Source organism: Acidovorax temperans, from assembly GCF_006716905.1.
Lineage (GTDB): Bacteria > Pseudomonadota > Gammaproteobacteria > Burkholderiales > Burkholderiaceae_C > Acidovorax > Acidovorax temperans.
On record NZ_VFPV01000001.1, the window covers coordinates 1,356,923 to 1,377,972 of the forward strand.

20 protein-coding genes are annotated in these 21,050 nt (G+C 64.5%); 13 read left to right on the plus strand and 7 right to left on the minus strand.

From position 1 onward, the window contains the following. Positions 1–21: 21 nt before the first annotated feature. The 5 genes from BDD18_RS06545 to BDD18_RS06565 all read right to left on the minus strand — a co-directional run bounded on the left by BDD18_RS06545 (position 22) and on the right by BDD18_RS06565 (position 7,057). Complete coding sequence (locus BDD18_RS06545; protein ID WP_142082025.1) at positions 22–1,239, minus strand: M20 aminoacylase family protein; 1,218 nt, start codon at positions 1,237–1,239, stop codon at positions 22–24. Further along, positions 1,239–2,219, minus strand: coding sequence for an ABC transporter permease (locus BDD18_RS06550; protein ID WP_044399781.1), 981 nt, complete (start codon positions 2,217–2,219; stop codon positions 1,239–1,241). Before BDD18_RS06550 ends, BDD18_RS06545 begins: the two co-directional genes overlap by 1 nt. Before the next feature lie 266 nt (positions 2,220–2,485). Beyond that, positions 2,486–4,066 carry an ABC transporter substrate-binding protein gene (locus BDD18_RS06555; RefSeq protein ID WP_142082027.1) on the minus strand — a complete coding sequence of 527 codons (1,581 nt, stop codon included), beginning with the start codon at positions 4,064–4,066 and terminating at the stop codon, positions 2,486–2,488. Between the two features lie 470 nt (positions 4,067–4,536). Further along, a complete protein-coding gene (locus tag BDD18_RS06560; RefSeq protein WP_142082028.1) occupies positions 4,537–5,844 on the minus strand; it encodes an IS4 family transposase in 1,308 nt (435 codons plus the stop codon). 136 nt (positions 5,845–5,980) lie between these two features. Beyond that, a complete protein-coding gene (locus BDD18_RS06565; RefSeq protein WP_142082030.1) occupies positions 5,981–7,057 on the minus strand; it encodes a porin in 1,077 nt (358 codons plus the stop codon). Between the two features lie 328 nt (positions 7,058–7,385). Here BDD18_RS06565 and coq7 point away from each other — a divergent pair, with 328 nt between their 5' ends. Further along, on the plus strand, positions 7,386–8,003 hold the full coding sequence (gene coq7, locus BDD18_RS06570) for a 2-polyprenyl-3-methyl-6-methoxy-1,4-benzoquinone monooxygenase (RefSeq protein WP_066699434.1): 618 nt from the start codon (positions 7,386–7,388) through the stop codon (positions 8,001–8,003). Between the two features lie 93 nt (positions 8,004–8,096). Here the strand turns inward: coq7 and BDD18_RS06575 are convergent, their stop codons facing one another. Further along, positions 8,097–8,546, minus strand: a complete 450-nt coding sequence (locus BDD18_RS06575) for an OsmC family protein (RefSeq protein ID WP_066787667.1) — start codon at positions 8,544–8,546, stop codon at positions 8,097–8,099. Between the two features lie 383 nt (positions 8,547–8,929). Here BDD18_RS06575 and ilvA point away from each other — a divergent pair, with 383 nt between their 5' ends. The 3 genes from ilvA (at position 8,930) to BDD18_RS06590 (ending at position 11,970) form a co-directional block, all read left to right on the plus strand. Then, the gene (gene ilvA / locus BDD18_RS06580; RefSeq protein ID WP_142082032.1) at positions 8,930–10,492 is read left to right on the plus strand and encodes a threonine ammonia-lyase, biosynthetic; all 1,563 of its coding nucleotides are present in this window, start codon (positions 8,930–8,932) and stop codon (positions 10,490–10,492) included. A gap of 72 nt (positions 10,493–10,564) precedes the next feature. Next, on the plus strand, positions 10,565–11,377 hold the full coding sequence (locus tag BDD18_RS06585; protein ID WP_142082034.1) for an adenosylcobinamide-GDP ribazoletransferase: 813 nt from the start codon (positions 10,565–10,567) through the stop codon (positions 11,375–11,377). Next, positions 11,374–11,970 (plus strand): histidine phosphatase family protein, encoded by a 597-nt coding sequence (locus BDD18_RS06590; RefSeq protein ID WP_142082036.1) that lies wholly within the window; start codon positions 11,374–11,376, stop codon positions 11,968–11,970. The genes BDD18_RS06585 and BDD18_RS06590 overlap by 4 nt, the downstream gene beginning before the upstream one ends. 83 nt (positions 11,971–12,053) lie before the next feature. Here the strand turns inward: BDD18_RS06590 and BDD18_RS06595 are convergent, their stop codons facing one another. Then, entirely contained in the window at positions 12,054–12,503 is a 450-nt protein-coding gene (locus BDD18_RS06595; RefSeq protein WP_142082038.1) for a type II secretion system protein N, read from the minus strand. Between the two features lie 49 nt (positions 12,504–12,552). Between BDD18_RS06595 and gspG the strand changes: the two genes are divergently transcribed. The 9 genes from gspG (at position 12,553) to gspD (ending at position 21,031) form a co-directional block, all read left to right on the plus strand. After that, the gene (gene gspG / locus BDD18_RS06600; protein WP_276490458.1) at positions 12,553–13,005 is read left to right on the plus strand and encodes a type II secretion system major pseudopilin GspG; all 453 of its coding nucleotides are present in this window, start codon (positions 12,553–12,555) and stop codon (positions 13,003–13,005) included. Between the two features lie 78 nt (positions 13,006–13,083). After that, positions 13,084–13,533, plus strand: coding sequence for a prepilin-type N-terminal cleavage/methylation domain-containing protein (locus BDD18_RS06605; RefSeq protein ID WP_244939036.1), 450 nt, complete (start codon positions 13,084–13,086; stop codon positions 13,531–13,533). Next, complete coding sequence (gene gspI / locus BDD18_RS06610) at positions 13,530–13,895, plus strand: type II secretion system minor pseudopilin GspI (protein ID WP_044399746.1); 366 nt, start codon at positions 13,530–13,532, stop codon at positions 13,893–13,895. Before BDD18_RS06605 ends, gspI begins: the two co-directional genes overlap by 4 nt. After that, positions 13,896–14,639 (plus strand): prepilin-type N-terminal cleavage/methylation domain-containing protein, encoded by a 744-nt coding sequence (locus tag BDD18_RS06615; protein WP_142082042.1) that lies wholly within the window; start codon positions 13,896–13,898, stop codon positions 14,637–14,639. After that, positions 14,636–15,649 (plus strand): type II secretion system minor pseudopilin GspK, encoded by a 1,014-nt coding sequence (gspK, locus tag BDD18_RS06620; protein ID WP_244938997.1) that lies wholly within the window; start codon positions 14,636–14,638, stop codon positions 15,647–15,649. The genes BDD18_RS06615 and gspK overlap by 4 nt, the downstream gene beginning before the upstream one ends. Before the next feature lie 62 nt (positions 15,650–15,711). Beyond that, entirely contained in the window at positions 15,712–16,971 is a 1,260-nt protein-coding gene (gspL, locus tag BDD18_RS06625; RefSeq protein ID WP_066692776.1) for a type II secretion system protein GspL, read from the plus strand. Continuing rightward, complete coding sequence (gspM, locus tag BDD18_RS06630) at positions 16,968–17,507, plus strand: type II secretion system protein GspM (RefSeq protein WP_066692739.1); 540 nt, start codon at positions 16,968–16,970, stop codon at positions 17,505–17,507. The genes gspL and gspM overlap by 4 nt, the downstream gene beginning before the upstream one ends. Positions 17,508–17,622: 115 nt before the next feature. Beyond that, complete coding sequence (gene gspN, locus BDD18_RS06635) at positions 17,623–18,399, plus strand: type II secretion system protein N (RefSeq protein WP_066692773.1); 777 nt, start codon at positions 17,623–17,625, stop codon at positions 18,397–18,399. A gap of 4 nt (positions 18,400–18,403) precedes the next feature. Continuing rightward, positions 18,404–21,031: a type II secretion system secretin GspD gene (gspD, locus tag BDD18_RS06640; protein ID WP_170207378.1), complete on the plus strand. Its 2,628-nt coding sequence runs from the start codon at positions 18,404–18,406 to the stop codon at positions 21,029–21,031. The last annotated feature ends 19 nt before the right edge of the window (positions 21,032–21,050 follow it).

Genomic DNA, 21,050 nt, shown 5'->3' on the forward strand with positions numbered 1-21,050 from the left:
ATCATCGTCAAACGGGTTGCTTCAAGGCGTGGGCAGCGGCATGGCCTGCTCGATCAGGCTCGCATGCAAGGCCGAGCCCAGCGGCAGGATGTCGTCATTGAAGTCGTAGCGGCTGTTGTGCAACGCACTGCCGCTGGCGCCGGTGCCCTGCCCTATGCGCAGGTAGGCGCCAGGTTTGGTCTGCAGCATGAAAGAGAAGTCCTCGGCGCCCATGCTGGGCTCCAGGTCGCGCACCACATGGTCCGCCCCCACCAGAGATTCGGCCACATCGCCAGCAAACAGCGCCTCGCTCTCGGTGTTGATGGTGGCAGGGTAAATGCGCTCGTAATGCACCGTGGCGGTAGCACCAAAGCCCAGGGCAATGGCGTTGCACAGATCTTTAAGGCGGTTCTCCACCATCTCCTGCACGAGGGGATCGAAAGTGCGCACCGTGCCCACCAGCGTGGCCGAACCGGGCAGCACACTGAACGCGCCCAACTCGCCAGCCTTCATCGCGCACAGGCTGATGACTGCGCTCTCAATCGGGCGCACGTTGCGCGAGACGATGCTCTGCGCCGCCGTGATGATGTGGGCTGCCACCAGCACCACGTCCACCGTTTGGTAGGCGTGTGCGCCATGGCCGCCACGGCCTGTGATCTCGATGGTGATGCGGTCTGCCGCGGCCATCATGGGGCCGGGGTTGATGCCGATCGTGCCCGGCTTCATGGCAGGCCAGTTGTGCATGGCGTAGATGGACTGCACCGGAAAGCGGTCAAACAATCCGTCTTCCATCATTACCCGCGCACCGGCAAAGCCTTCCTCGCCCGGCTGGAATACCAGCACGGCCGTGCCGTCGAAGTTACGCGTCTGCGCAAGGTAACGCGCCGCTCCCACCAGCATGGCCGTGTGCCCGTCATGGCCGCAACCGTGCATCAGCCCCGGCTTGCAAGACTTCCAGGAAAAGTCGTTGTGCTCCGTCAGCGGCAATGCATCCATGTCAGCCCGCAAGCCCACCATGGCGCCGCTGGCCACGCTGCGCCCACGAATCACCGCCACGATGCCTGTGCGGCCGATGCCTTGGTGGATCTCATCCACCCCGCAGACCTTGAGCGCCTCTACCACCCGCTTGCCGGTGTAAACCTCTTCAAAACCCAGTTCAGGGTGCGCGTGCAGGTCGCGGCGCAATGCAGTCAGCTCAGGATGAAACTGGGCGATGTGGGCAAACGCCCGCCCGCCCGCTTTCAGGCGAGAGCCTTGCATCAGTGCCCCCCGGCCTTGCCCACGCGCAGGCGCGGGTCAACCACGAAGTACAGCAAGTCCACCACCAGATTGATCACCACGAAGATCAAGGCAATCAGGCACAGGTAGGCAGCCATCACAGGAATGTCAGCGAACGTCACCGCCTGGATGAACAGCAAGCCCATGCCGGGCCACTGGAACACTGTCTCGGTGATGATGGCAAACGCAATTAGACCGCCCAGTTGCAGACCCGTGATCGTGAGCACTGGAACGAGCGTGTTCTTGAGGGCATGACCAAAATGGATGGCCCGGTTGGACAAACCACGGGCGCGGGCAAACTTGATGTAATCCGTGCGCAGCACTTCCAGCATTTCAGCACGCACCAGACGCATGATCAGGGTGAGCTGGAAAATGGCCAGCGTGATGGCTGGCAAAGTAATGTGGTGCCAGCCCTTGGCTGTCATCAGCCCCGAGCTCCACCACCCCATCTGCACGACCTGGCCCCGACCAAAGCTGGGGAACCAGCCCAGCGTCACCGAAAACACCAGAATCAGCAAGATACCGATCAGAAAGGTGGGCAGCGACACACCCAGCAGCGAGATCGTCATGAACAGCTGGCTGGTGAAGGTACCGCGCTTCAGCGCCGCATACACGCCCATCGGAACGCCCACAATCAGGGCGAGGAACGCGGCTACCAGCGCCAGTTCCAGGGTAGCGGGGAAGCGTTCTGCAATCAGGCGCGACACCTTCGCCCCTTGGCGCAGACTCAGGCCAAACTCGCCTTGCGCCGCATTGACCAAGAAGTGCCAGAACTGCACGATGAAAGGCTGATCCAGCCCCAGTTGTGCGCGCAATTCACGAATTTGCTCAGGGGTAGCGTCCTGCCCCAGCAAGAACACCACGGGGTCGCCCACATACTGGAACAGCATGAAAGCGATGAAAGCCACCGTGACCATGACAATCACGGCCTGAATGAGGCGGCGCAAGATAAAAGCAAGCATCGGAAGGTCGAGTTTGTTTTCGAAAGCGTGTCAACGTCGCTTTTGGCCACGGTGACACTGGTTGAAATCGTCCGGGGTAGCGTGTGCGCCCCGTGCTGGGTACCAAAGCGGGTATTGTCGCGCCTCTGCCATACCGAGCAAGCCGTTGAGGCACCACATTTCACAGGTTCTGCAAAGGCCTAGCGATGTGTGGCGCCTCACCGGCTTCAATGGAAAGCCGGGCCACCGCGCGCTCGGCTCTCATTCACGGTCTTCTTGGCAGTACCTCAGTTCACCTTCACAGCACGCATGTCCACGCGGTTGTCTGCGCGGTGGATCATCTCCACGTTCTTTTTCATCGCCCAAGGAATGACCTGGTCATGCAATGGAATGTGCGACACCGTGTCATTGGACAACTGCAGCGCTTCGGTCAGCATGCGAGAACGCACGGGCGCATCGGTTTCCGCCTTGATGCGGTCCACCAGGTAGTCCATGCGCTGGTTGCTGTAGCGGCCCACGTTGTAGTTACCGTCACCACCCTGGCCCACGGAGCGGGTCAGCGACTGCAGGCTGTACAGCGCGTCGAAGGTGGGCACGCCCCAGCCCAGCATGTAGATGCTGGCTTCGTAGCGCTGGATCATCGGGAAGTAGTTCACCAGTGGCAGCGTGCGCAGCTTGGCCTTCACGCCCACGCGCGACCACATGGCGGTCACGGCCTGGCAGATGGCCTCGTCATTGATGTAGCGGTTGTTGGGGCAGGCGAAATCCACTTCGAAACCGTCGGGGTAGCCCGCCTCGGCCAGCAGCTTCTTGGAAGCTTCCACGCTGTAGGGGAAGCGCTTGCCCACCGCCTTGGTATAGCCCGCCACCTGCGGTGCCACGATGGTGCCCGTGGGCTTACCCAGACCGCGCATGATGTTGCGCGAGATCGTCTCGGCATCAATGGCCTGGTACAGGGCCTTGCGCACGCGCACGTCCTTGAGCGGGTTCTTGCCCTTGATGTTGGAGCCGGGAAGTTCTTCGCGGAACTGGTCCATGCCCAGGAAGATGGTGCGGTTCTCGATGCCGTCAATCACCTTCAGCTCAGGGCTGGCGCGCAGGCGGCCCAGATCCTGGGGCGTGGGGTCCAGCACCATGTCCACCTCGCCCGAAATCAGCGCTGCGATCCGCGTGGCATTGGACTTGATCGGCGTGTAGATGATTTCGGTCACGTTGCCGTCCATCTTGCCCCACCAGTTGGGGTTGCGCTTGAACACCATCTTCACATCGGGCTGCCACGAATCCAGCGTGTAGGGGCCGGTTCCCATGGCGTTGCGGTGTGCAAAATTCTCGTCCGAGCCCTTGATGTCCTTGGGCTCGACCGACTTGTTCTTTTCCGCCCAGGCCTTGCTCATGATGCGCAGCTCGGTCATCTGGCGCAGCAGCACCGGGTTGGGCGAAGACAGGATCACATCAAAGTTCTGGGCATCCACCTTCACCACTTTGCTGATGCCCTGCACGTAGGGGGTGAAGTTGGACGTTTTGGCCATGGCCCGCTGGATGGAGTACACCGCATCGTCGGTGGTCAGCGGCGAGCCATCATGGAACTTGACGCCCTGACGCAGCGTAAAACGCACCTGCGTGGGGCTGATCTCCTTCCAGGCTGTTGCCAGCACGGGCTCCACATCGAACGTCTTGCTGTTGTAGTACACCAGGCTTTCATACACGTTGGCATGAAGGCCGTTTTGCAGCGCATTATTCTGGGAGTGAATGTCCCAGGTCGAAATTTCCCCCTGACTGGCCCATTTGAAGGGCTTGGCTTGCAGTGATGGCGCAAACAGCAGCGCGGCAGCTGCAGCCACCGCCAAAAGACTGTGGTTGAGTTTCATGGAACCCTCTTGATTAAAAATTTTACTATGCAGTAAAGGTTGCTCTATAGCCAACGGGAAATCCCTGAATCCCCGGTGCTATGAAGGGCCTATATCTGCGCTGACAGCGCGTCCTTTATGCAAGGTTGGTGCCAGCTAAAACTTTCTTTTTATCTTGTCCGCGCGGGCTCACGCCTCTGGGCACGGCTGCGACATCGCTTCGCCGCTCAGCAACCCGGGGTAGGAGACACTGCACCGTGGCCTTGCCACCCACCGGGCCTTCTGGCCGCCTCAACGGAAGCACTCAACAGAGGGGAATCGGTCGCCCCACAAAACGTATAGGTCTGCATGAGCAGTCATGGTTCAGCACGCAAACCACGAGACAGCTTTGGACCACCCGAGCCGATACACAGGGAGTCGCAGGCGACGAACCGACTCACGAAAACAAATCGAGAAATGAAAAAAGCCGCCCGAAGGCCAATGCCAGTCAGTTAAGAGCTGACTGGCATTTTTTTCGTTGGGAATTTGGAAGCGCGTTTTTTGACGACCCTTGGGAAGCGGCGCCCAGTGCGGCGTGGCGGCAGCACGAAGTGTCGCGATTGCGCCAACAGGGCTGCCAACTGCTTGGGCAAGGTGCCGGCAGAGTCCAGGCTGGGGACCGCCAGTAAGTTCACGATGGCGTAGCTGGCTGTGTGGAAGCTGATGCGCTGGGGCTCGACCTGGACGTGCGCTGCCATCTCGCGCATCCAGCGGCGCAGCAGCGTGTAGGCGATCAGCACGCCCCACAGCTCCTGGCGCACCAGCGCGGGCTGCTTGCTGCGCAGCACCGGCTCACCCTCCTGCAGGGTCTGCTTGATCTCCCGGAACCCCAACTCGATCTCCCAGCGCTGGTGGTAGAGCTCGGCCAGCTCCTGCGCCGGATGCGTGCGGGGACACAGCAAGGATGTGATGAAGCGGCGCAGCCGTCCACCCACGCTCACCTCGATCAGGCGTGCCTGCCAGTGGCTGGGCAGATGCGGGTGTGCCTTGCGCGCTTGTGGGGACACCGGCATGCGGATCAGCGCATCGCCGCACGCCAGTTGCTGGACGATCTCATGGCGCAGATTGTCCCGCGCGCGCATCAACCAGTGGCGCTGCGTACCCGCAGCCTGCCAGTCCAACAAGAACGCTGCCGAGAAGTACGCTCGGTCAAACAGGGTCACGGAGTGATCCTCGCCGCGCAACTGCGCTGCCAGGCTCAATTCGCCGCAGTCCATGGCGCCGAGCTTGGCATCAAGCATCTCGTGGCTGTGTGTGTCCATCAGGCAAGTGGCGCGGATCTGCGGCCAGGGCAAGAGGCCATGCTGGTTGCTGCAGCTGCCCAGTTCGACTCGATTCTCAGGGGTGTCCGGGGCCGACCAGACCACACCATCCACAGCCAGTACGCGCAGTGGCTGGCGCACATTCACCGCAGGACGGCTCCAGGCTTGGGTCAGTAGAGCGAACAGCTCGGCTAAAGGCTCCTCGCCCAGGCGCTGGCGGGCTTGCACGCTGACGCTCGGCGCGGGCAACGCTTGTCCATCCAGACTCAAATCCAGCTGCTGCACCACCTGCCACAGTGGCCGATCTCGAAACAGCGCCAGTCCGATCACAAGCCACACGGCATGTTCGGCAGGCAGCTTGCGCCGGCGGATGGAGGCCTTGCCGCTGGTCCCCAGCGCCTGTGCGATCCAGGCAGGGTCTATCAACGCGCTGAGCTGCTCGAGGCGATCAGGTACTCGGGGCAGGGTCTCGCGCAAGGCGTTTGCAAGCAGGCTCATCAAGAAAAAAGGGAACGTGTTGAACACGTCCCCTTTTTACTGGATCAAGCCGCCTGCGGGCTTAACTGACTGGCATTGGCCCGAAGGCGGCTTTTAAGCTTTTGTATCAACAACTGGCCAAAGCCAGCTGACGATATTAGAAGCTGTGACTGATACCGAAGTCGTAACCGTTGGAGTTGCTGTTCAAACCAGTCACAGCGCCGTTCAGAGCTTGTGCAGCGCCGTTCTTGTTGGACAGGCGAGCGTACGTTGCGTACAGAGCAGTGCGCTTGGACAGGTTGTGCACGTAGCCCAGAGCCAGCTTGTTCGTACGTGGATCAGCACCAACGGTGTCGATCTTGTAGGTGGAGTAAGCCAGACGAACTTCGCCAGCGCCCACGGGCACCAGACCACCGATCAGGAAGCCCTTGCCGTCGTTGCCGCCGCTGATCTTGTCTTGGTTGTAGTGAGCCATGATCTTAGCCATGCCCAGGTCGTAGGAACCGCCCAGGTTCACAGCCTTGATGTTGCCGGCCAGGAACTTGGTTTCGGAGAAAGCGATAGCGGCGTTGATGGGGCCGTTAGCGTAACCAGCGCGCAGAGCCAGGCCGTTGCCGTCCTTCTTGTTCGCTGCGTTGCTCAGGTTTTCACCCATGTAGTACTGGACTTGGCCGTAGAAACCGCCCAGGTTGCCAGGCAGGAAGTAGCCGATGGAGTTCGAAGCGCGCCCGGCGGTTGGGCCACCCAGGCTGGAGTTCAGGGTTTGGGTCGTGCCAACACCGACCGTGCCAACACCGACCGTGCCGAACGGATCGAACACGGTCAGGTTCCAGAATTGGGGCGTGTAGTCACGGCCCAGACGCACTTCACCGAAGCCGCCGTTCAGGCTGACGGTCGAACGACGGTTGAAGGTCAAGCCGCCGCTGGTGACGCCGCTGGTGACGCTGCTTGCGCGTTGGTTGTTGGTGCTGGTGGCGTCACCGGAACCGTTGTCGTTGTTCAGGCCAGCTTCGAGCCAGAACGAAGCGGACAGACCGCCACCCAGATCTTCAACGCCACGGAAACCCAGACGGCTGCTGGAGTAGCCGGAGCTCTTCAGTTGGGACTTGTTGGCGACGCTGCCGGAACCGTAAGCGTAGGCTGCGTCAACCACGCCGAACAGGGTCACGGAAGATTGAGCCATTGCAGCGCCGGAAGCAGCCAGCACAGCCAGGGCAATCAGGGATTTTTTCATTGCGAGTTACTCCAAGGTTAAACATCGGGCTCCGGTACGGGGGGGGTCTATGGTGAAAGCACCTGCACAGTCCCGCCGGTTTCCCGGGCCAGCCTCCTGGTGGGGAAGTTGCTCTTATTGCACCAGACCCGGCCGGGTTTCGCAAAGGAATTCGCCCACAATCGCCCCGAAAGGGAAAATTCGTTGCAGTGTTGCAACATTTCAGTGCGTGCGGGCAAAATCACGATTGCTGCAAGCGACCCCTGTGCCTTGCCTGGTGTTTTTGTATCCAAGTGCAATTTTTGTTTCGACACCATTGCCTCCCGAAATTGCCTCCCGAAAGCTTTCCATGGACGCTTTTTTGACTGCCGCAGACAACGCGCTGCGCACACTGTTCGCCCAACCTCGCGCTTCTGCGCAGACACCTGCCCACGGTGTGCCCGAGGCGTCGCTCGATCCCGCACAGAAAAAGCTGGCAGGGGCCCTGATGCGGGTGAATCATGTGGGAGAAGTGTGCGCCCAGGCGCTCTACAGCGCGCAGGCGGCCGTCACCCGCGACCCCGCCCTGCGGGACCACCTGCAGGCAGCGGCGCGCGAAGAAACCGATCACCTGGCCTGGACACAACAGCGTCTGGACGCACTGGGAGCGCGCCCCAGTCTGCTCAACCCTCTGTGGTTCGCAGGGGCTTTTGCACTGGGGCTGGTAGCCGCCAAGGTCAGTGACCGGGCCAACCTGGGGTTTGTAGTGGAAACGGAAACCCAGGTGGCCGCGCATCTGCAAAGCCACCTCGACCGGCTTCCCGAACAGGATCAGGCGTCAAGGGCCGTGGTCGCCCGGATGAAGCAGGACGAGGAGCGGCACGCAGACCAGGCCCGTGCCGCTGGCGCGCTGGAATTGCCCGCCCCGGTGCGCCTGGCCATGAAAGGCGCCGCCAAGATCATGACCACCACGGCGCACTATCTTTGAACCCCCAGCTGGTTCACGCGGGCAGCAGGTGCACCAAAAACATACGCACAGCAGCCCGCTCAACTGGGCAGTCCAGACCACCACACTACCTCGTCAGGCCTCCAGCACCTCGTAGCCGGTGGTGATGTCGGCAGTCTTGCCCAGCATGATGCTGGCCGAGCAGTACTTGTCATGGCTCATGGCAATCGCGCGCTCCACGGCGGCTGGGGGGATGCCCTTGCCCGTGACGGTGAAGTGCATATGGATCTTGGTGAACACCTTCGGGTCGGTCTCGGCGCGTTCCGTCGTCAACTTGACGCTGCAGCCGCGCACGTCATGGCGGCCGCGCTTGAGGATCAGCACCACGTCATAGGCGGTGCACCCGCCTGTGCCTGCCAGCACGGTCTCCATGGGCCGGGGCGCCAGGTTCTGGCCGCCGTTGGCAGGGTGGGCGGCATCGGGGGCACCATCCATGGTCAAAACATGGCCGCTGCCGGTCTCGGCCACAAAACCCATGCCCGAGCGGGTTCCCGCCCCGCCGGTCCAACTGACTGTGCATTCCATTTGTTTTCTCCTGTATGACACGTGGTTTTTTCGCACGAAAAACCGAAACGAAAAGAATTTGATGCGAATTTTGCTGCATCGCAACAAGACTCGCGCTAAACTTCGCCCATGCATTGCCGCTTTCGAACAGAAAGGAAGCGGCAGGCGGCAAGAAGCCCGGAACCCGGCACTTGCCCCGCACCGATTGTCTCCTCCATCTCCTCAAAGGATGGATTAGCCCCAGGCCTCACGGCCTGGGGCTTTTTTTTGCCCCGGGTTTGGTCGCAATGAACCCAGCGTCACCCCGGCCAGCACCGCAGAGACTGCTCAAAAAAAAGGCACCAACCGCCCCCACTATGATGTGTGCCCCGCCTGCTCTGCTGGGCGGGTGATCCTATCGCCCCATGACACAGCCACTCACCCCCGCCGATTACCTGAAAAAAATCCTCACCGCCCGTGTGTACGACGTGGCCGTGGAGTCCCCCCTGGAGCCTGCCAAAAACCTGAGCCAGCGCCTGAAGAACCGGGTGCTCTTGAAGCGTGAAGACCAGCAGCCTGTCTTCAGCTTCAAGCTGCGGGGGGCGTACAACAAGATGGCGCACCTGACGCCTGCACAGTTGGAACGCGGCGTGATCTGCGCTTCGGCCGGCAACCACGCGCAAGGTGTGGCCATGAGCGCCAAGCGACTGGGCGTGCGTGCCGTGATCGTGATGCCCACCACCACCCCACAGCTCAAGATTGACGCGGTGAAGAGCCTGGGTGGCGAAGTGGTGCTGTTTGGCGACAGCTACTCGGACGCTTACGGCCACTCGCTCAAGCTCGAAAAGGAACAGGGCCTGACCTTCGTGCACCCCTTCGACGACCCCGATGTGATTGCCGGGCAGGGGACGATTGCCATGGAAATCCTGCGGCAGTTGCAAAGCCTGGGCAGCAACCAGCTCAATGCGGTATTCGTGGCGATTGGCGGCGGCGGGCTGGTCAGCGGTGTGGCCAATTACATCAAGGCCGTGCGACCCGAGGTCAAGATCATTGGCGTGCAGATGAACGACTCGGACGCGATGATCCAGTCCGTCAAGGCACACCAGCGCGTCACCCTGCCCGATGTGGGCCTGTTCTCGGACGGCACCGCCGTCAAGCTGGTGGGCGAGGAAACCTTCCGCATCGCCTCCGGGCTGGTCGATGAATTCATCACCGTAGACACCGATGCCGTCTGCGCTGCCATCAAGGACGTGTTTGTGGACACGCGCAGCATCGTCGAGCCCGCAGGCGCACTGGCCGTGGCCGCCATCAAACAGTATGTGGACACGCACCACACCGAAGGCGAGACCTACGCCGCCATTTTGTGCGGCGCCAACATGAACTTCGACCGTCTGCGCTTCGTGGCCGAGCGCGCCGAGGTAGGCGAAGAGCGCGAAGCCCTGTTCGCCATCACCATCCCCGAAGAGCGCGGCAGCTTCCGCCGCTTCTGCGAAGCCGTGGGCGCCCTGCCCGGTGGCCCGCGCAACGTGACGGAGTTCAACTACCGCATCAGCGATGCCGCCCGCGCCCACGTGTTTGTGGGACTGACCACGCGCGGCAAGGGTGAATCGACCACGATTGCGCAGCATTTCAACCAGCAAGGGTTTGAAACGCTGGACCTGACACACGACGAGCTGGCCAAGGAGCATTTGCGCCACCTGGTGGGCGGCCACTCGGCCCTGGCGCAAGACGAGCGCCTGCTGCGCTTTGTCTTCCCTGAGCGCCCCGGCGCGTTGCTCAAGTTCCTGAGCTTGATGCAGCCGACCTGGAACATCAGCCTCTTTCACTACCGCAACCAGGGGGCCGATTACGGGCGCATCCTGGTCGGCATGCAGGTGCCTGCCGAAGACACTGCCACGTTCGATGCGTTCCTGGACACGCTGGGCTACCCCTACGTGGAAGAGACGAACAACCCGGCGTATCGCCTGTTCCTGCGCGCAGGTTCTTGATCAAAATGGCCTCTAGCGCTTATTCAGCAAGCGCATGCGGCTACTGAATCAATAGCACCTTCAACACAACCGATGCAAGCCCTGCGCCACTACCTGCTGGCTGTGCAGTTCTTCACCCGCATCCCCGTCACGGGGCGGCTGGCTGCGTGGGTGGGTTACAGCCCGGCCATGCTGCGCGCCAGCGCGGCGCATTTTCCGGGCATTGGCTGGTTGGCTGGGGGTTTGTCATGCGCCGTGTTTGCCTTGCTGCACCAAGGGTTGGGGGCGCAGCAGCCGCTGGCATCCCTGGTGGCTGCGGTGCTGTGCACCGCAGCCACAGTGATGATGACTGGCGGCTTTCACGAGGATGGCCTGGCCGACGTGGCCGACGGCCTGGGCGGCAGCTACGACCGCGAGCGGGCGCTGGACATCATGAAGGACTCGCGCATTGGTGCCTTTGGCGCCATGGCCCTGGTACTGGCGCTGCTGGCCAAGGTCAGCCTGCTGGCGCTGCTGGGCTCGCACAGCCTGGGGGCGGCGCTGGCGGCGCTGGCGGGGGGCCATGTGCTTTCGCGGCTGTGGCCGCTGTTCATCGTGCGGTGGCTGCCGCATGTGGGTGACACGGCCCGATCCAAAAGCAAGCCACTGGCCGACCAGATTTCACGCGGCGCGTTGGCGGCGGCAGCTTTGTGGTGTTTTTTGCCTCTGGCGCTTGTCTATCAAGCGCAAGCAGCTATGTTTTTAATAGCGTCCATCACCGCCAGTATGGCGGCTGCTGCGTGGATGGGGCGCTGGTTTGCGCGCCGTCTGCAAGGTTTTACGGGTGACTGCCTGGGCGCCACCCAGCAGGTGGGCGAAATCGGTTTTTACCTGGGTGCCGCCCTGGCGCTGGGCGCGGCGCGATGAACTCGGCTGCGTGGTGGCTGGTGCGGCACGCGGCACCGCAGGTGGCACCCGGCACCTGTTACGGCGCGCTGGATGTGCCTGCCAACCCCCAGGCCACCCAGCAAACAGCACGGCGACTGGCCGAGGCCCTGCCAACAGCTACGCTGATGAGCCACTCGCCGCTACAAAGATGTGAGCAGCTTGCGCACTACCTGATTGCGCTGCGACCCGATTTGGCTAGCAACCCCGACCCGCGGTTGCGCGAAATGGATTTTGGCGCCTGGGAAGGCCGCCCGTGGGCCGACATTGCGCGTGGCGAGATCGACGCCTGGACGCAGGACTTTGCCCACTACCGCCCGGGGGCCGGTGAGAACCTGCACTCCATGCTCGCCCGTGTAGACGCAGCACGGCGCGAAGCCCTCAAGGCCCTGGAGCAAGGCCGCCCTGTGGCGTGGATCACGCACGCAGGCGTCACGCGCTGCGTGGCGTGGCTGAGCAATCACGGAGGCAAACTGCCGCTATCGCACCAATGGCCGCTGGAGGCGCCAGGCTGGGGAGATTGGGTGGTGATTCAACCCGGCTTTGCCGATAAAGCACCAGTGCAACAGGCGTAACGGGTCGTAGAAGAAAAAGCCCGCCTGCCGACCACAGCAAGGGGTGCACCCCGGAAAGCAGGACCGTTGAAAAAAAGAAGCCGTCAGCCCTTGGGCGGCATCTCCAGGCGCACCGTGGTGGGCCCGTCCACCGACGCACCCAACAACGCCTGGCGCGGGCCCAGCGACTGCAACACCAGCCCCGAATCCACCTGCGCGCCCACGCGGAACGGGCGGGCCGGTTTGCCATCCAGAGAGATCAACGCCGCGCCGCCACCGCTGCTGCGGCCCGACAGCACGCCCAGCAGCGCGAAGCGGCTGGAAGGCGCGGCCACGGCCACCGGTGCCGCAGGCCCGGCGGGTACTGCACCCAGCAGGCGCGCCAGCGCCATGCCATCCGGCGCGGCCTGGGGCGCGGGTGCCACGGGTGCCGCCATGTCTGAAGGCCGCGAGGACAAACGCAGCCCCCAATAAATCACACTGGCACCCGCAGCGGCCCACAAGACCAAAGTTGCCAGTCGGATGCCCCATTGAGAGTGTGTGTTTGTCACCATGTGGCGATTATGATTCAGCCGATTCGAGACCACCCCGAGAACGCTTGCAGTGAACACCCCCTCTTTCTTCTCTCTGCGCTGCGCACGCCGCAGCCTGGCCCGTGGCTTCACGCTCATCGAACTGATGGTGGTGATGGTCATCATCGGCGTGCTGGCCGCGCTGATCGTGCCCAACGTGCTGGACCGCGCCGACGACGCCCGCGTGACGGCCGCCAAGACCGACATTGCCAACATCGTCCAGCAACTCAAGATGTACCGCCTGGACAACCAGCGCTACCCCACGGCAGAGCAAGGCCTGCAGGCGCTCATCGCCAAGCCTACGTCCGGCCCCATTCCCAACAACTGGAAGCCTTACCTGGACAAGCTGCCGAACGACCCCTGGGGCCGCCCCTACCAATACCTGAGCCCCGGCATCAAGGGCGAGATTGACGTGATGTCTTTCGGCGCAGACGGGCAATCGGGCGGCGAAGGCAAGGACGCGGACATTGGCAGCTGGCAGTGACGCCACGCACCGCCGCCCTCGCGTGCATGTGCCCACATCATTGTTGGCCGACCTGCTGATTCCGCCGTGCCCGTGCGGCTGCCTGCCTTGAACCCTTTCCACACCGCCCGCCCGGCGCGTGGCTTCACGCTGCTGGAGCTGCTGGTGGTCATCAGCATCATGGCGCTGGCCACGGCGGGTGTTTCCATCGCCATGCGCGACAACGGCCAGACGGTGCTGGAGCGCGAGGGCGCCCGGCTTGCTGCGCTGCTGGAGTCGGGCCGGGCCCAGTCCCGCGCCACCGGGGCCATGGTGCGCTGGCGCGTGACGGAACAAGGTTTTCGGTTTGAAGGCCTGCCCCCTTCGGCGCTGCCCAGCCAGTGGCTGGACCCGGGCATCATCGTGCGCGGCCAGGCCGCCGTGGTGCTGGGGCCCGAGCCCTTGATCGGCCCCCAGCAAGTGATCTTGTCGCACCAGCAGCGGCCCGACCAGGCCCTGCGCGTGGTGACCGACGGGCTGCGCCCGTTCACCGTGGAGTCCATGCCTTGAGCGCGCAGCGCGCGGCTGGCGGATTCACACTGGTGGAAGTGCTGGTGGCGCTGGCCATCGTGGCGATTGCGCTGCTGGCGGGCACGCGGGCGGCCAGCACGCTGACGAGCAATGCACAGCGGCAGACGGACATCGTTCTGGCCCACCTGTGCGCCGAGAACGAGCTCGTCAAGGCACGTCTGTCGCGCCAGATGCCCAGCGTGGGCGACAGCACCGAGATTTGCGAACAGGCGGGGCGGCAATTCAGCGTGAGCGTGATCGTGCGCCCCACCCCCAACCCGCAATTCAGGCGCATGGACGCGCAGGTGTTTGATGCCGACACGCCCATTTTGCGTATCTCCACCATCATCGGAAGGAACTGAATGGCCACCCTGCGCCGCTCGGCTTTCTTCATCCATTTGCGCAGCCGCTGCTCCAGCGGGGCGGCGCCGTCAGTGCGCGGCTTCACGCTGATTGAGCTGCTGGTGGCCATCAGCGTGATGGCATTGATCGCCATTTTGAGCTGGCGCGGCATTGACGGCATGGTGCGCACCCAAGAGGCAACCCGCCAGCGCGCAGACGAAATGCTGGTGCTGCAAGCCGCACTGGCCCAGTGGGGTGCCGATCTGGACGCCCTGGCCCCGCTGGCACAGACCACACCCCTGGACTGGGACGGGCAAGTGCTGCGCATGACGCGTCGCAGCTCCGCCATCCCCGACGAAGGCCCCGTGGTCGTGGCGTGGACGCGCCGCGCCACCAACAACAGCGCCCAATGGCTGCGTTGGCAATCGCCCCCCGTGCGCACCCGTGCCCAGTGGCAAGAAGCCTGGGCCCAGGCGGCCCAATGGGCGCGCACACCGGGCGATGCAGACCGACGTTATGAAGTAGCGCTGATCCCCATCGATGGATGGCAGGTGTTCTATTACCGCGGCGGGGCCTGGTCCAACGCACTCTCCAGCGCGGGCACAACGCAAGGCACTGCGCCGGGAGTGGGCCAAGGCGCTGACCCCAGCAGCGCCATTCCCGAGGGCATCCGGCTGCAGCTCACGCTCTCGCCCGGCGGGGCCCTCAGCGGCCAGCTGGTGCGTGACTGGGTGAACCCCGCGCTGGGAGGGCGACGCACATGACTAAGCCCATGGCGCAGCACACCATTGACGAGCCCGCGGGCCGCCGCCGGCAGCGAGGGGCGGCCCTGCTGGCCGCCATGCTCACAGTCACGCTGGTGGCCACCTTGGCCGCCTCGGCCATGTGGCAGCAATGGCGCGCGGTCGAAGTGGAAACGGCCGAACGAGGCCGCGTGCAATCCGCCTGGATTCTGGTGGGCGCCCTTGACTGGTCACGGCTCATTCTTGCGTCCGACGGCCGTGCCGGTGGCCCCGACCACCTGGCCGAGCCCTGGGCCATTCCGCTGCAAGAGGCACGCCTGTCCACCTTCCTCGCGGCAGACCGCAACGTGGCCCAGGTGGACGATGCCAGCACCGACACCACGGAAGCCTTCCTCTCCGGCCAGATCACCGACATGCAAGGCCGCCTCAACCTCACCAGCCTGGTCGAAGGCGGACAGGTACAGGCCGGCGCCCTGCGACAGTTCACGCGGCTTTTTGAGCGCCTGGGGCTGCCCCCGCAGCAGCTCAACGCCTTGGTGGATGCCCTGCGCAACGCCCAGGCAGCGCCGGGCAAGGACGATGCCAACGCACCGCTGATGCCGCAAATGGTGTCTCAACTGGGCTGGCTGGGCCTGCCCGCCAGCACGGTGGCCGCACTGGCACCGCATGTCACCATCCTGCCCGTGCGCACCCCGGTGAATCTCAATACCGCCCAGCTGGATGTGTTGTGGGCCGCTATCGACGGCATTGACCTGGCCGGTGCGCAAAAGCTCATCGCGGCGCGTGAATCGCGTCACTTCCGCAGGTCAGACGATGTGAAAGAGGTGCTGGGCGCCAACATGCTGTGGGATGACCAGTTGCACGCCATCGCCTCACGCTACTTTGAAGTGCGTGGGCGCTTACGCCTGGGCCCCTCCACCGTGGATGAGCTTTCGCTGGTGCGAAAAGACGGCACCGTGGCCACCACGCTGTGGCGCCAACGTGGTGTTTTGGACCGCGATTCCGCCGCAGCCGCGCAGCCTCTGCGCTGACGCATTGCCAGCAGCGCATTACCGTCATGCCAGCCCCCTAAAATGGTTTGCAAAACCTGCCCATGAGCTCTCTGATCCTTACCCTGCCCCTGACGCCACCGGGCATCACCACCACCTACAGCTACGCGCTGACATCCGACGGCCACACGGCCGCGGCCCATGCGCACGCGGCTGCCGGTTTGCTGCCCGAGCCATCGCGCCCCGGCGGCGAAGTGGTGGCAGTAGTGCCCCTGGCCGCGCTGTCGTGGCAACGCGTGCAGCTGCCACCGGGCATTCCGCTGGGGGCCAACCAGCAGACACCCCGCCTGCGCTCCATTCTGGAAGGCCTGCTGGAAGACCGCTTGCTGGACGACCCCGCCCAGTTGCACTTTGCCCTGCAGCCTGGCGCCCGCGCTGGCAGCCCGGTGTGGGTGGCCGTGTGCGACCGCAGCTGGCTGCGCGACCACCTGCAGGCGCTGGAGGCAGTCGGCCGACCCGTATCTCGCGTGGTACCTGAATTTGCCCCCGGCCCCACCGCCAGTGGCGTCACCGAAATCTTTGCCATCGGCACTCCTGACGACCCGCAGATGGTTCTGTGCGGCCAGGGTGCAGACCACAGCGTCACCATGCTGCCGCTCTCGGCCGCCGTGCTGGCCTTGGCCGGTCTGACGCCGCAAGCCGACGACGATGCTGCCGCCCCCGTGGTGCGCGCCGACCCGGCGGTGGCCGAGGCCGCAGAGCGCACCCTGGGCCGCCCGGTCACGCTGCACACATCTACCCAACGTGCTTTGGACGCAGCACGCGGTGACTGGGATTTGGCGCAGTTCGAGCTGGCCAGCACCGGCCGCCTGCGGGCCATGCGCAAGGCGGGCTCCGCAGCCAGCGCCTTCCTGTATGGCCCCCAGTGGCGCGCAGCGCGCTGGGCGACAGGGCTGCTGGCAGCGGCGCACCTGGTGGGCCTGAATGCCTGGGCATGGCAAGAAAAGCAGGCCCTGGCGGCCAAGCAAGTGGCCGTGCGCGGCGCGCTCACCACAACATTCCCCCAGGTCAAGGTGGTCGTCGATGCCCCCGTGCAAATGGAGCGCGAGCTGACCCTGTTGCGCCAGAAGGCAGGCAGCGTGTCGCCCCGCGACCTGGAACCCCTGATGGCCGCTGCTGGCGGTGCCCTGCCCGATGGCCGCGTGCCCAGTGCGGTCGAATTTGCGCCAGGTGAACTGCGCCTGCGTGGCGTGACCCTGGCCCCTGATGAGGAATCTGTGTTCAACACCCGACTGCAAGCTGCGGGCTACCGCGCACGGACCGAAGATGGCACCCTGCTGGTGCGCAGCGAGGGCACGCCATGAGCCGCACCACCGCCCTGCAGGCGCGCTGGAAGGCGCTGGCACCGCGCGAACAAAACCTGGTGCTGGCCGCTGGCGGTATCGTCGCCCTCGCACTGGTCTGGTGGGTGGCCCTGGCGCCCGCGCTGGCCACGCTGCGCCAGGCCCCTGAGTTGCACCGCAAGCTCGATCAGCAACTGCAGCACATGCAGCGCCTGCAGGCAGAAGCACAGCAACTGCAAGCCCAGCCACAAACCTCGCCCAGCGATGCCGTGGGTGCGCTGCGCACCGCGCTGACGCAGCGCCTGGGCACTGCCGCGCAAATGAACGTGCTGGGCGACCGCGTGACGGTCACGCTCAAGGCCGCCCCTGCAGATGCCACCGCCGAATGGCTGGCCCTGGCGCGCACCAATGCGCGGGCCGTGACGGTGGAGGCGCGGCTGACGCGCAGCAACGCCGCAGCGCCCTCCAATGCCGGCCCGGCCACACTGGGCAATGCCGCCGCCCCTGCCGCTCCACGCTGGGACGGCACGGTGGTGCTGGCCCTGCCCGCCCGTTAATTTCTCACTCGCCCAGCCAACGCCCTACGCCGTGTTCAACCGCACCCGATCCAGCCCCCGTTCTGCCGATGCCGCCTTGCGCAGCAAGGCACGGTCGCGCTCGCGCGCACTGCCGATGAAAGCGGCGCGTGCACCCTGGGGCTGGGCCGTTGCGGGTGCCTTGGCGGGGGTGTTGCCGGCTATCGTCGCCTTCGCGCCAGCGCAGTGGCTGACGCAGCGCCTGGGGGCCGCCACGGGCGGACAGGTGCAACTGACCCAGGCCCGGGGCACCATCTGGACCGGATCGGCCCAACTCGTATTGACCGGCGGCGGCGCCAGCCAGGACAGCGCCGCCCTGCCCGGTCGGCTGGAATGGCAACTGCGCCCGTCATGGACCGGCCTGCGGCTCCAGATCAACGCCACCTGCTGCACCCCACAACCCCTGCAGGCGCAGGTTCGCGTGCAACTGGGGCAGGTGCGCGTGGCACTGCAAGACAGCCGTAGCCAATGGCCCGCTGCCGTGCTGGCAGGTCTGGGCACGCCGTGGAACACCCTGCAACCACAAGGGCAGCTGATGCTGCAGACCCAGGGGCTGGAGGCCGTCTGGTCCGCCGGCCGTATGGCCCTGGCCGGGCGCGCCCAGCTTGACGCCATGTCCATGTCATCGCGACTATCGACCTTGCGCCCCATGGGCAGCTACCGGCTGGAGCTGACGGGCGGCGAAGTGCCAGCCCTGGCGCTCAGCACCTTGCAGGGGCCTTTGCAACTGACGGGCAGCGGCCAATGGGTGAGCCAGCGCCTGCGCTTTGCGGGCGAAGCCTCTGCCGCGCCAGACCGCGAAGCGGCCCTGGCCAATCTCCTGAATATCATCGGGCGGCGCAGCGGCGCACGCTCCCTCATCACCGTGGGTTGACCCTATGACGACTTCCATCCTTTCGCCACGCCTGCGTTTTGCTATGAATAGCATAGCTTTCAGCGCTTTTCTGGCGTGCCTTAGCGGCCAAATTCATGCACAAACTGCGGTAGGCACGGGTACCAGCAGCGTGCGCGCCGGGGAGCCGGTCACGCTCAATTTCGCCAATGCCGAGATCGAAGCCGTGGCCCGCACCATGGCCACCATCACCGGGCGCAACGTGGTGGTGGACCCCCGCGTCAAAGGCCAGCTCACGCTGATCACCGAACGGGCGGTGCCGCCCATGGCCGCGTTCCAGCAATTCCTGGCGGCGCTGCGCCTGCAAGGCTTCACAGTGGTGGAGTCTGCAGGTTTGTACAAGGTGGTGCCGGAAGCCGATGCCAAGCTGCAGGGCGGCAGCGTGAGCGTGTCGCAGGGCGGCGTCACGGGCGGGCCTGCCGGTGGGCAGATCGTCACGCAAATCTTCAAGCTGAACTTTGAAAACGCAGCCAACCTGGTGCCGGTGCTGCGCCCGCTGATCAGCCCCAACAACACCATCAACGTGAACCCCGGCAACAACTCGCTGGTGATCACCGACTATGCCGACAACCTGCAGCGCCTGGCGCGCATCGTGGCGGCGATGGATGTGTCCAACGCCACCGACGTGGAGGTGATTCCACTGCGCAATGCGATTGCGGCCGATTTGGTGCCGCTGGTGTCGCGCCTGATTGATGGCGGCAGCAACGGCGCAGCGCCAACTGCCGTGCAGGGGCAAACCGACAACGCCTTCAAGACCACACTGCTGGCCGAGCCCCGCAGCAATTCGCTGATTCTCCGGGCCGCCAACCCTGCCCGCGTGGCCATGGTGCGTTCGCTGGTCGAGAAGCTGGACCAGCCGCCAGCACCCGGCAGCAGCGCATCCACCGGCAACATCCACGTGGTCTACCTGAAGAATGCCGACGCCACCAAACTGGCCACCACCCTGCGCGCGGCCATGTCCAGCGCCAGCGGCGCGGCCGCCACGAGCACAGGCGGCAATGGCTCGTCCACGCCCAGCACCACCACCGGCATCACCAACACATCGATGCTGGGCAGCGGCACCAGCAGCAGTTCCGCAGGCCTGGGCTCTGGCACCGCTCTGGGGGCTGGAGCCAACAGCAGCAATACCAACAGCAACCAGCCCTCCACCGGCGGGCAGATCCAGGCCGACCCGACCACCAACTCGCTCATCATCAGCGCGCCCGAGCCCCAATACCGCCAGCTGCGCGCAGTGATCGACAAGCTGGACGGCCGCCGGGCGCAGGTGCTGGTGGAAAGCCTGATTGTGGAAGTGTCGGCCAGCAAGCTCGCGCAGTTTGGCATTCAGTGGCAAGGCACCATCGGTGCGGGCAACAACGGCACGGTGGGCGTGATCGGCACCAACTCGGGCACAGCAGGCGCCAACATCCTGGGCGCGACAGCGGCCATTGCCTCGGGCAACGCCACCACCATCGCTACCGCCGTTGGCTCGCTGGGCGGCGGGCTCAACATGGCGCTGGCACCCCGCATCAACGGCCAGTACTACCTGGGCGCGCTGGCCAACTTCCTGCAAAACAGCGGCGATGCCAACGTGCTCTCCACCCCCAACCTGATGACGCTGGACAACGAGGAAGCCAAGATCGTGATCGGCAACAACGTGCCGTTCGTCACGGGCTCCTACGCCAACACCGGCGGCAATTCTGGTGCGGTGAACCCGTTCAACACGGTGGAGCGCAAGGACGTGGGCCTGATGCTGCGCGTGCGCCCCCAGATCAGCGAAAACGGCACGGTGAAGATGTCGATCTACCAGGAGGTGTCGAAGATCGACGCCGCCACGCTGAAGGACACCAATGGCCCCACCACCAGCAAGCGCTCCATCGAGTCGAACGTGGTGGTGGACGACGGCAACATCATCGTGATTGGCGGTCTGCTGGAAGACAGCTACTCGCAAGCCGAGGACAAGGTGCCGGTGATGGGTGACATCCCCGTGGTGGGTGCGCTGTTCCGCAGCGAGAACCGCTCGCGCAAGAAGACCAACCTGATGGTGTTCCTGCGCCCCGTGGTGGTGCGCGACTCCATGACCAGCGATGCGCTGATGACCGACCGCTACGAAGCCATTCGCGCGCTGCAGCAAGTGGTGCAGCCTGACAACAACCTGGTGATGCGTTCGGTGTCAGGCGCCCCCATCCTGCCACCGCTGGAGCCCCGCGCAATGCCAGCAGCAGAGCCTGCACTGCAGCCCGCCCCTGTTCCCGCTGCGGCACAGCCGCCCGCGCCCATGCCGCCACAAACGGCTGTGCCTGCGGCCCTTGCGGCACCAGCACCTGTCGTGGCGACATTGCCGCCCGCAGCGGAAGCGGAACCAGCTGAAGCCGCCCCATCGCCAGCGCCTGCCAAGGCACTGCAGCCCTCTTATTTCGTGAACGTTGGCATTTTTTCCAACGGCAAGACGACGCGCGACACCGTGGCCAAGCTGCGCAAAGCAGACTTGCCCGTGAATGTGCAGGCCGTGAACACCAACCGTGGTTCGCGCACCCGCGTGCGGGTGGGGCCCTTCAACACATTGAAGGCGGCCGACAAGGCAGCGGTATCGGTGCGGGCGCTGGCGCTCGAAGCCGACGTGATCCGCCAGTGAGGCACAGGCTCACCTTTTT

Excerpts from the sequence above, each read along its gene's own strand:
- BDD18_RS06595 (WP_142082038.1), bottom strand. The coding sequence starts at position 12,503 with ATGGTGACAAACACACACTCTCAATGGGGCATCCGACTGGCAACTTTG.
- gspN (WP_066692773.1), top strand. The coding sequence starts at position 17,623 with ATGAAAGCGGCGCGTGCACCCTGGGGCTGGGCCGTTGCGGGTGCCTTG.
- ilvA (WP_142082032.1), top strand. The coding sequence starts at position 8,930 with ATGACACAGCCACTCACCCCCGCCGATTACCTGAAAAAAATCCTCACC.
- coq7 (WP_066699434.1), top strand. The coding sequence starts at position 7,386 with ATGGACGCTTTTTTGACTGCCGCAGACAACGCGCTGCGCACACTGTTC.
- BDD18_RS06590 (WP_142082036.1), top strand. The coding sequence starts at position 11,374 with ATGAACTCGGCTGCGTGGTGGCTGGTGCGGCACGCGGCACCGCAGGTG.
- BDD18_RS06615 (WP_142082042.1), top strand. The coding sequence starts at position 13,896 with ATGGCCACCCTGCGCCGCTCGGCTTTCTTCATCCATTTGCGCAGCCGC.
- BDD18_RS06585 (WP_142082034.1), top strand. The coding sequence starts at position 10,565 with ATGCAAGCCCTGCGCCACTACCTGCTGGCTGTGCAGTTCTTCACCCGC.
- BDD18_RS06560 (WP_142082028.1), bottom strand. The coding sequence starts at position 5,844 with ATGAGCCTGCTTGCAAACGCCTTGCGCGAGACCCTGCCCCGAGTACCT.
- BDD18_RS06545 (WP_142082025.1), bottom strand. The coding sequence starts at position 1,239 with ATGCAAGGCTCTCGCCTGAAAGCGGGCGGGCGGGCGTTTGCCCACATC.
- gspM (WP_066692739.1), top strand. The coding sequence starts at position 16,968 with ATGAGCCGCACCACCGCCCTGCAGGCGCGCTGGAAGGCGCTGGCACCG.
- gspL (WP_066692776.1), top strand. The coding sequence starts at position 15,712 with ATGAGCTCTCTGATCCTTACCCTGCCCCTGACGCCACCGGGCATCACC.
- BDD18_RS06550 (WP_044399781.1), bottom strand. The coding sequence starts at position 2,219 with ATGCTTGCTTTTATCTTGCGCCGCCTCATTCAGGCCGTGATTGTCATG.
- gspK (WP_244938997.1), top strand. The coding sequence starts at position 14,636 with ATGACTAAGCCCATGGCGCAGCACACCATTGACGAGCCCGCGGGCCGC.
- BDD18_RS06575 (WP_066787667.1), bottom strand. The coding sequence starts at position 8,546 with ATGGAATGCACAGTCAGTTGGACCGGCGGGGCGGGAACCCGCTCGGGC.
- BDD18_RS06565 (WP_142082030.1), bottom strand. The coding sequence starts at position 7,057 with ATGAAAAAATCCCTGATTGCCCTGGCTGTGCTGGCTGCTTCCGGCGCT.
- BDD18_RS06555 (WP_142082027.1), bottom strand. The coding sequence starts at position 4,066 with ATGAAACTCAACCACAGTCTTTTGGCGGTGGCTGCAGCTGCCGCGCTG.
- gspD (WP_170207378.1), top strand. The coding sequence starts at position 18,404 with ATGACGACTTCCATCCTTTCGCCACGCCTGCGTTTTGCTATGAATAGC.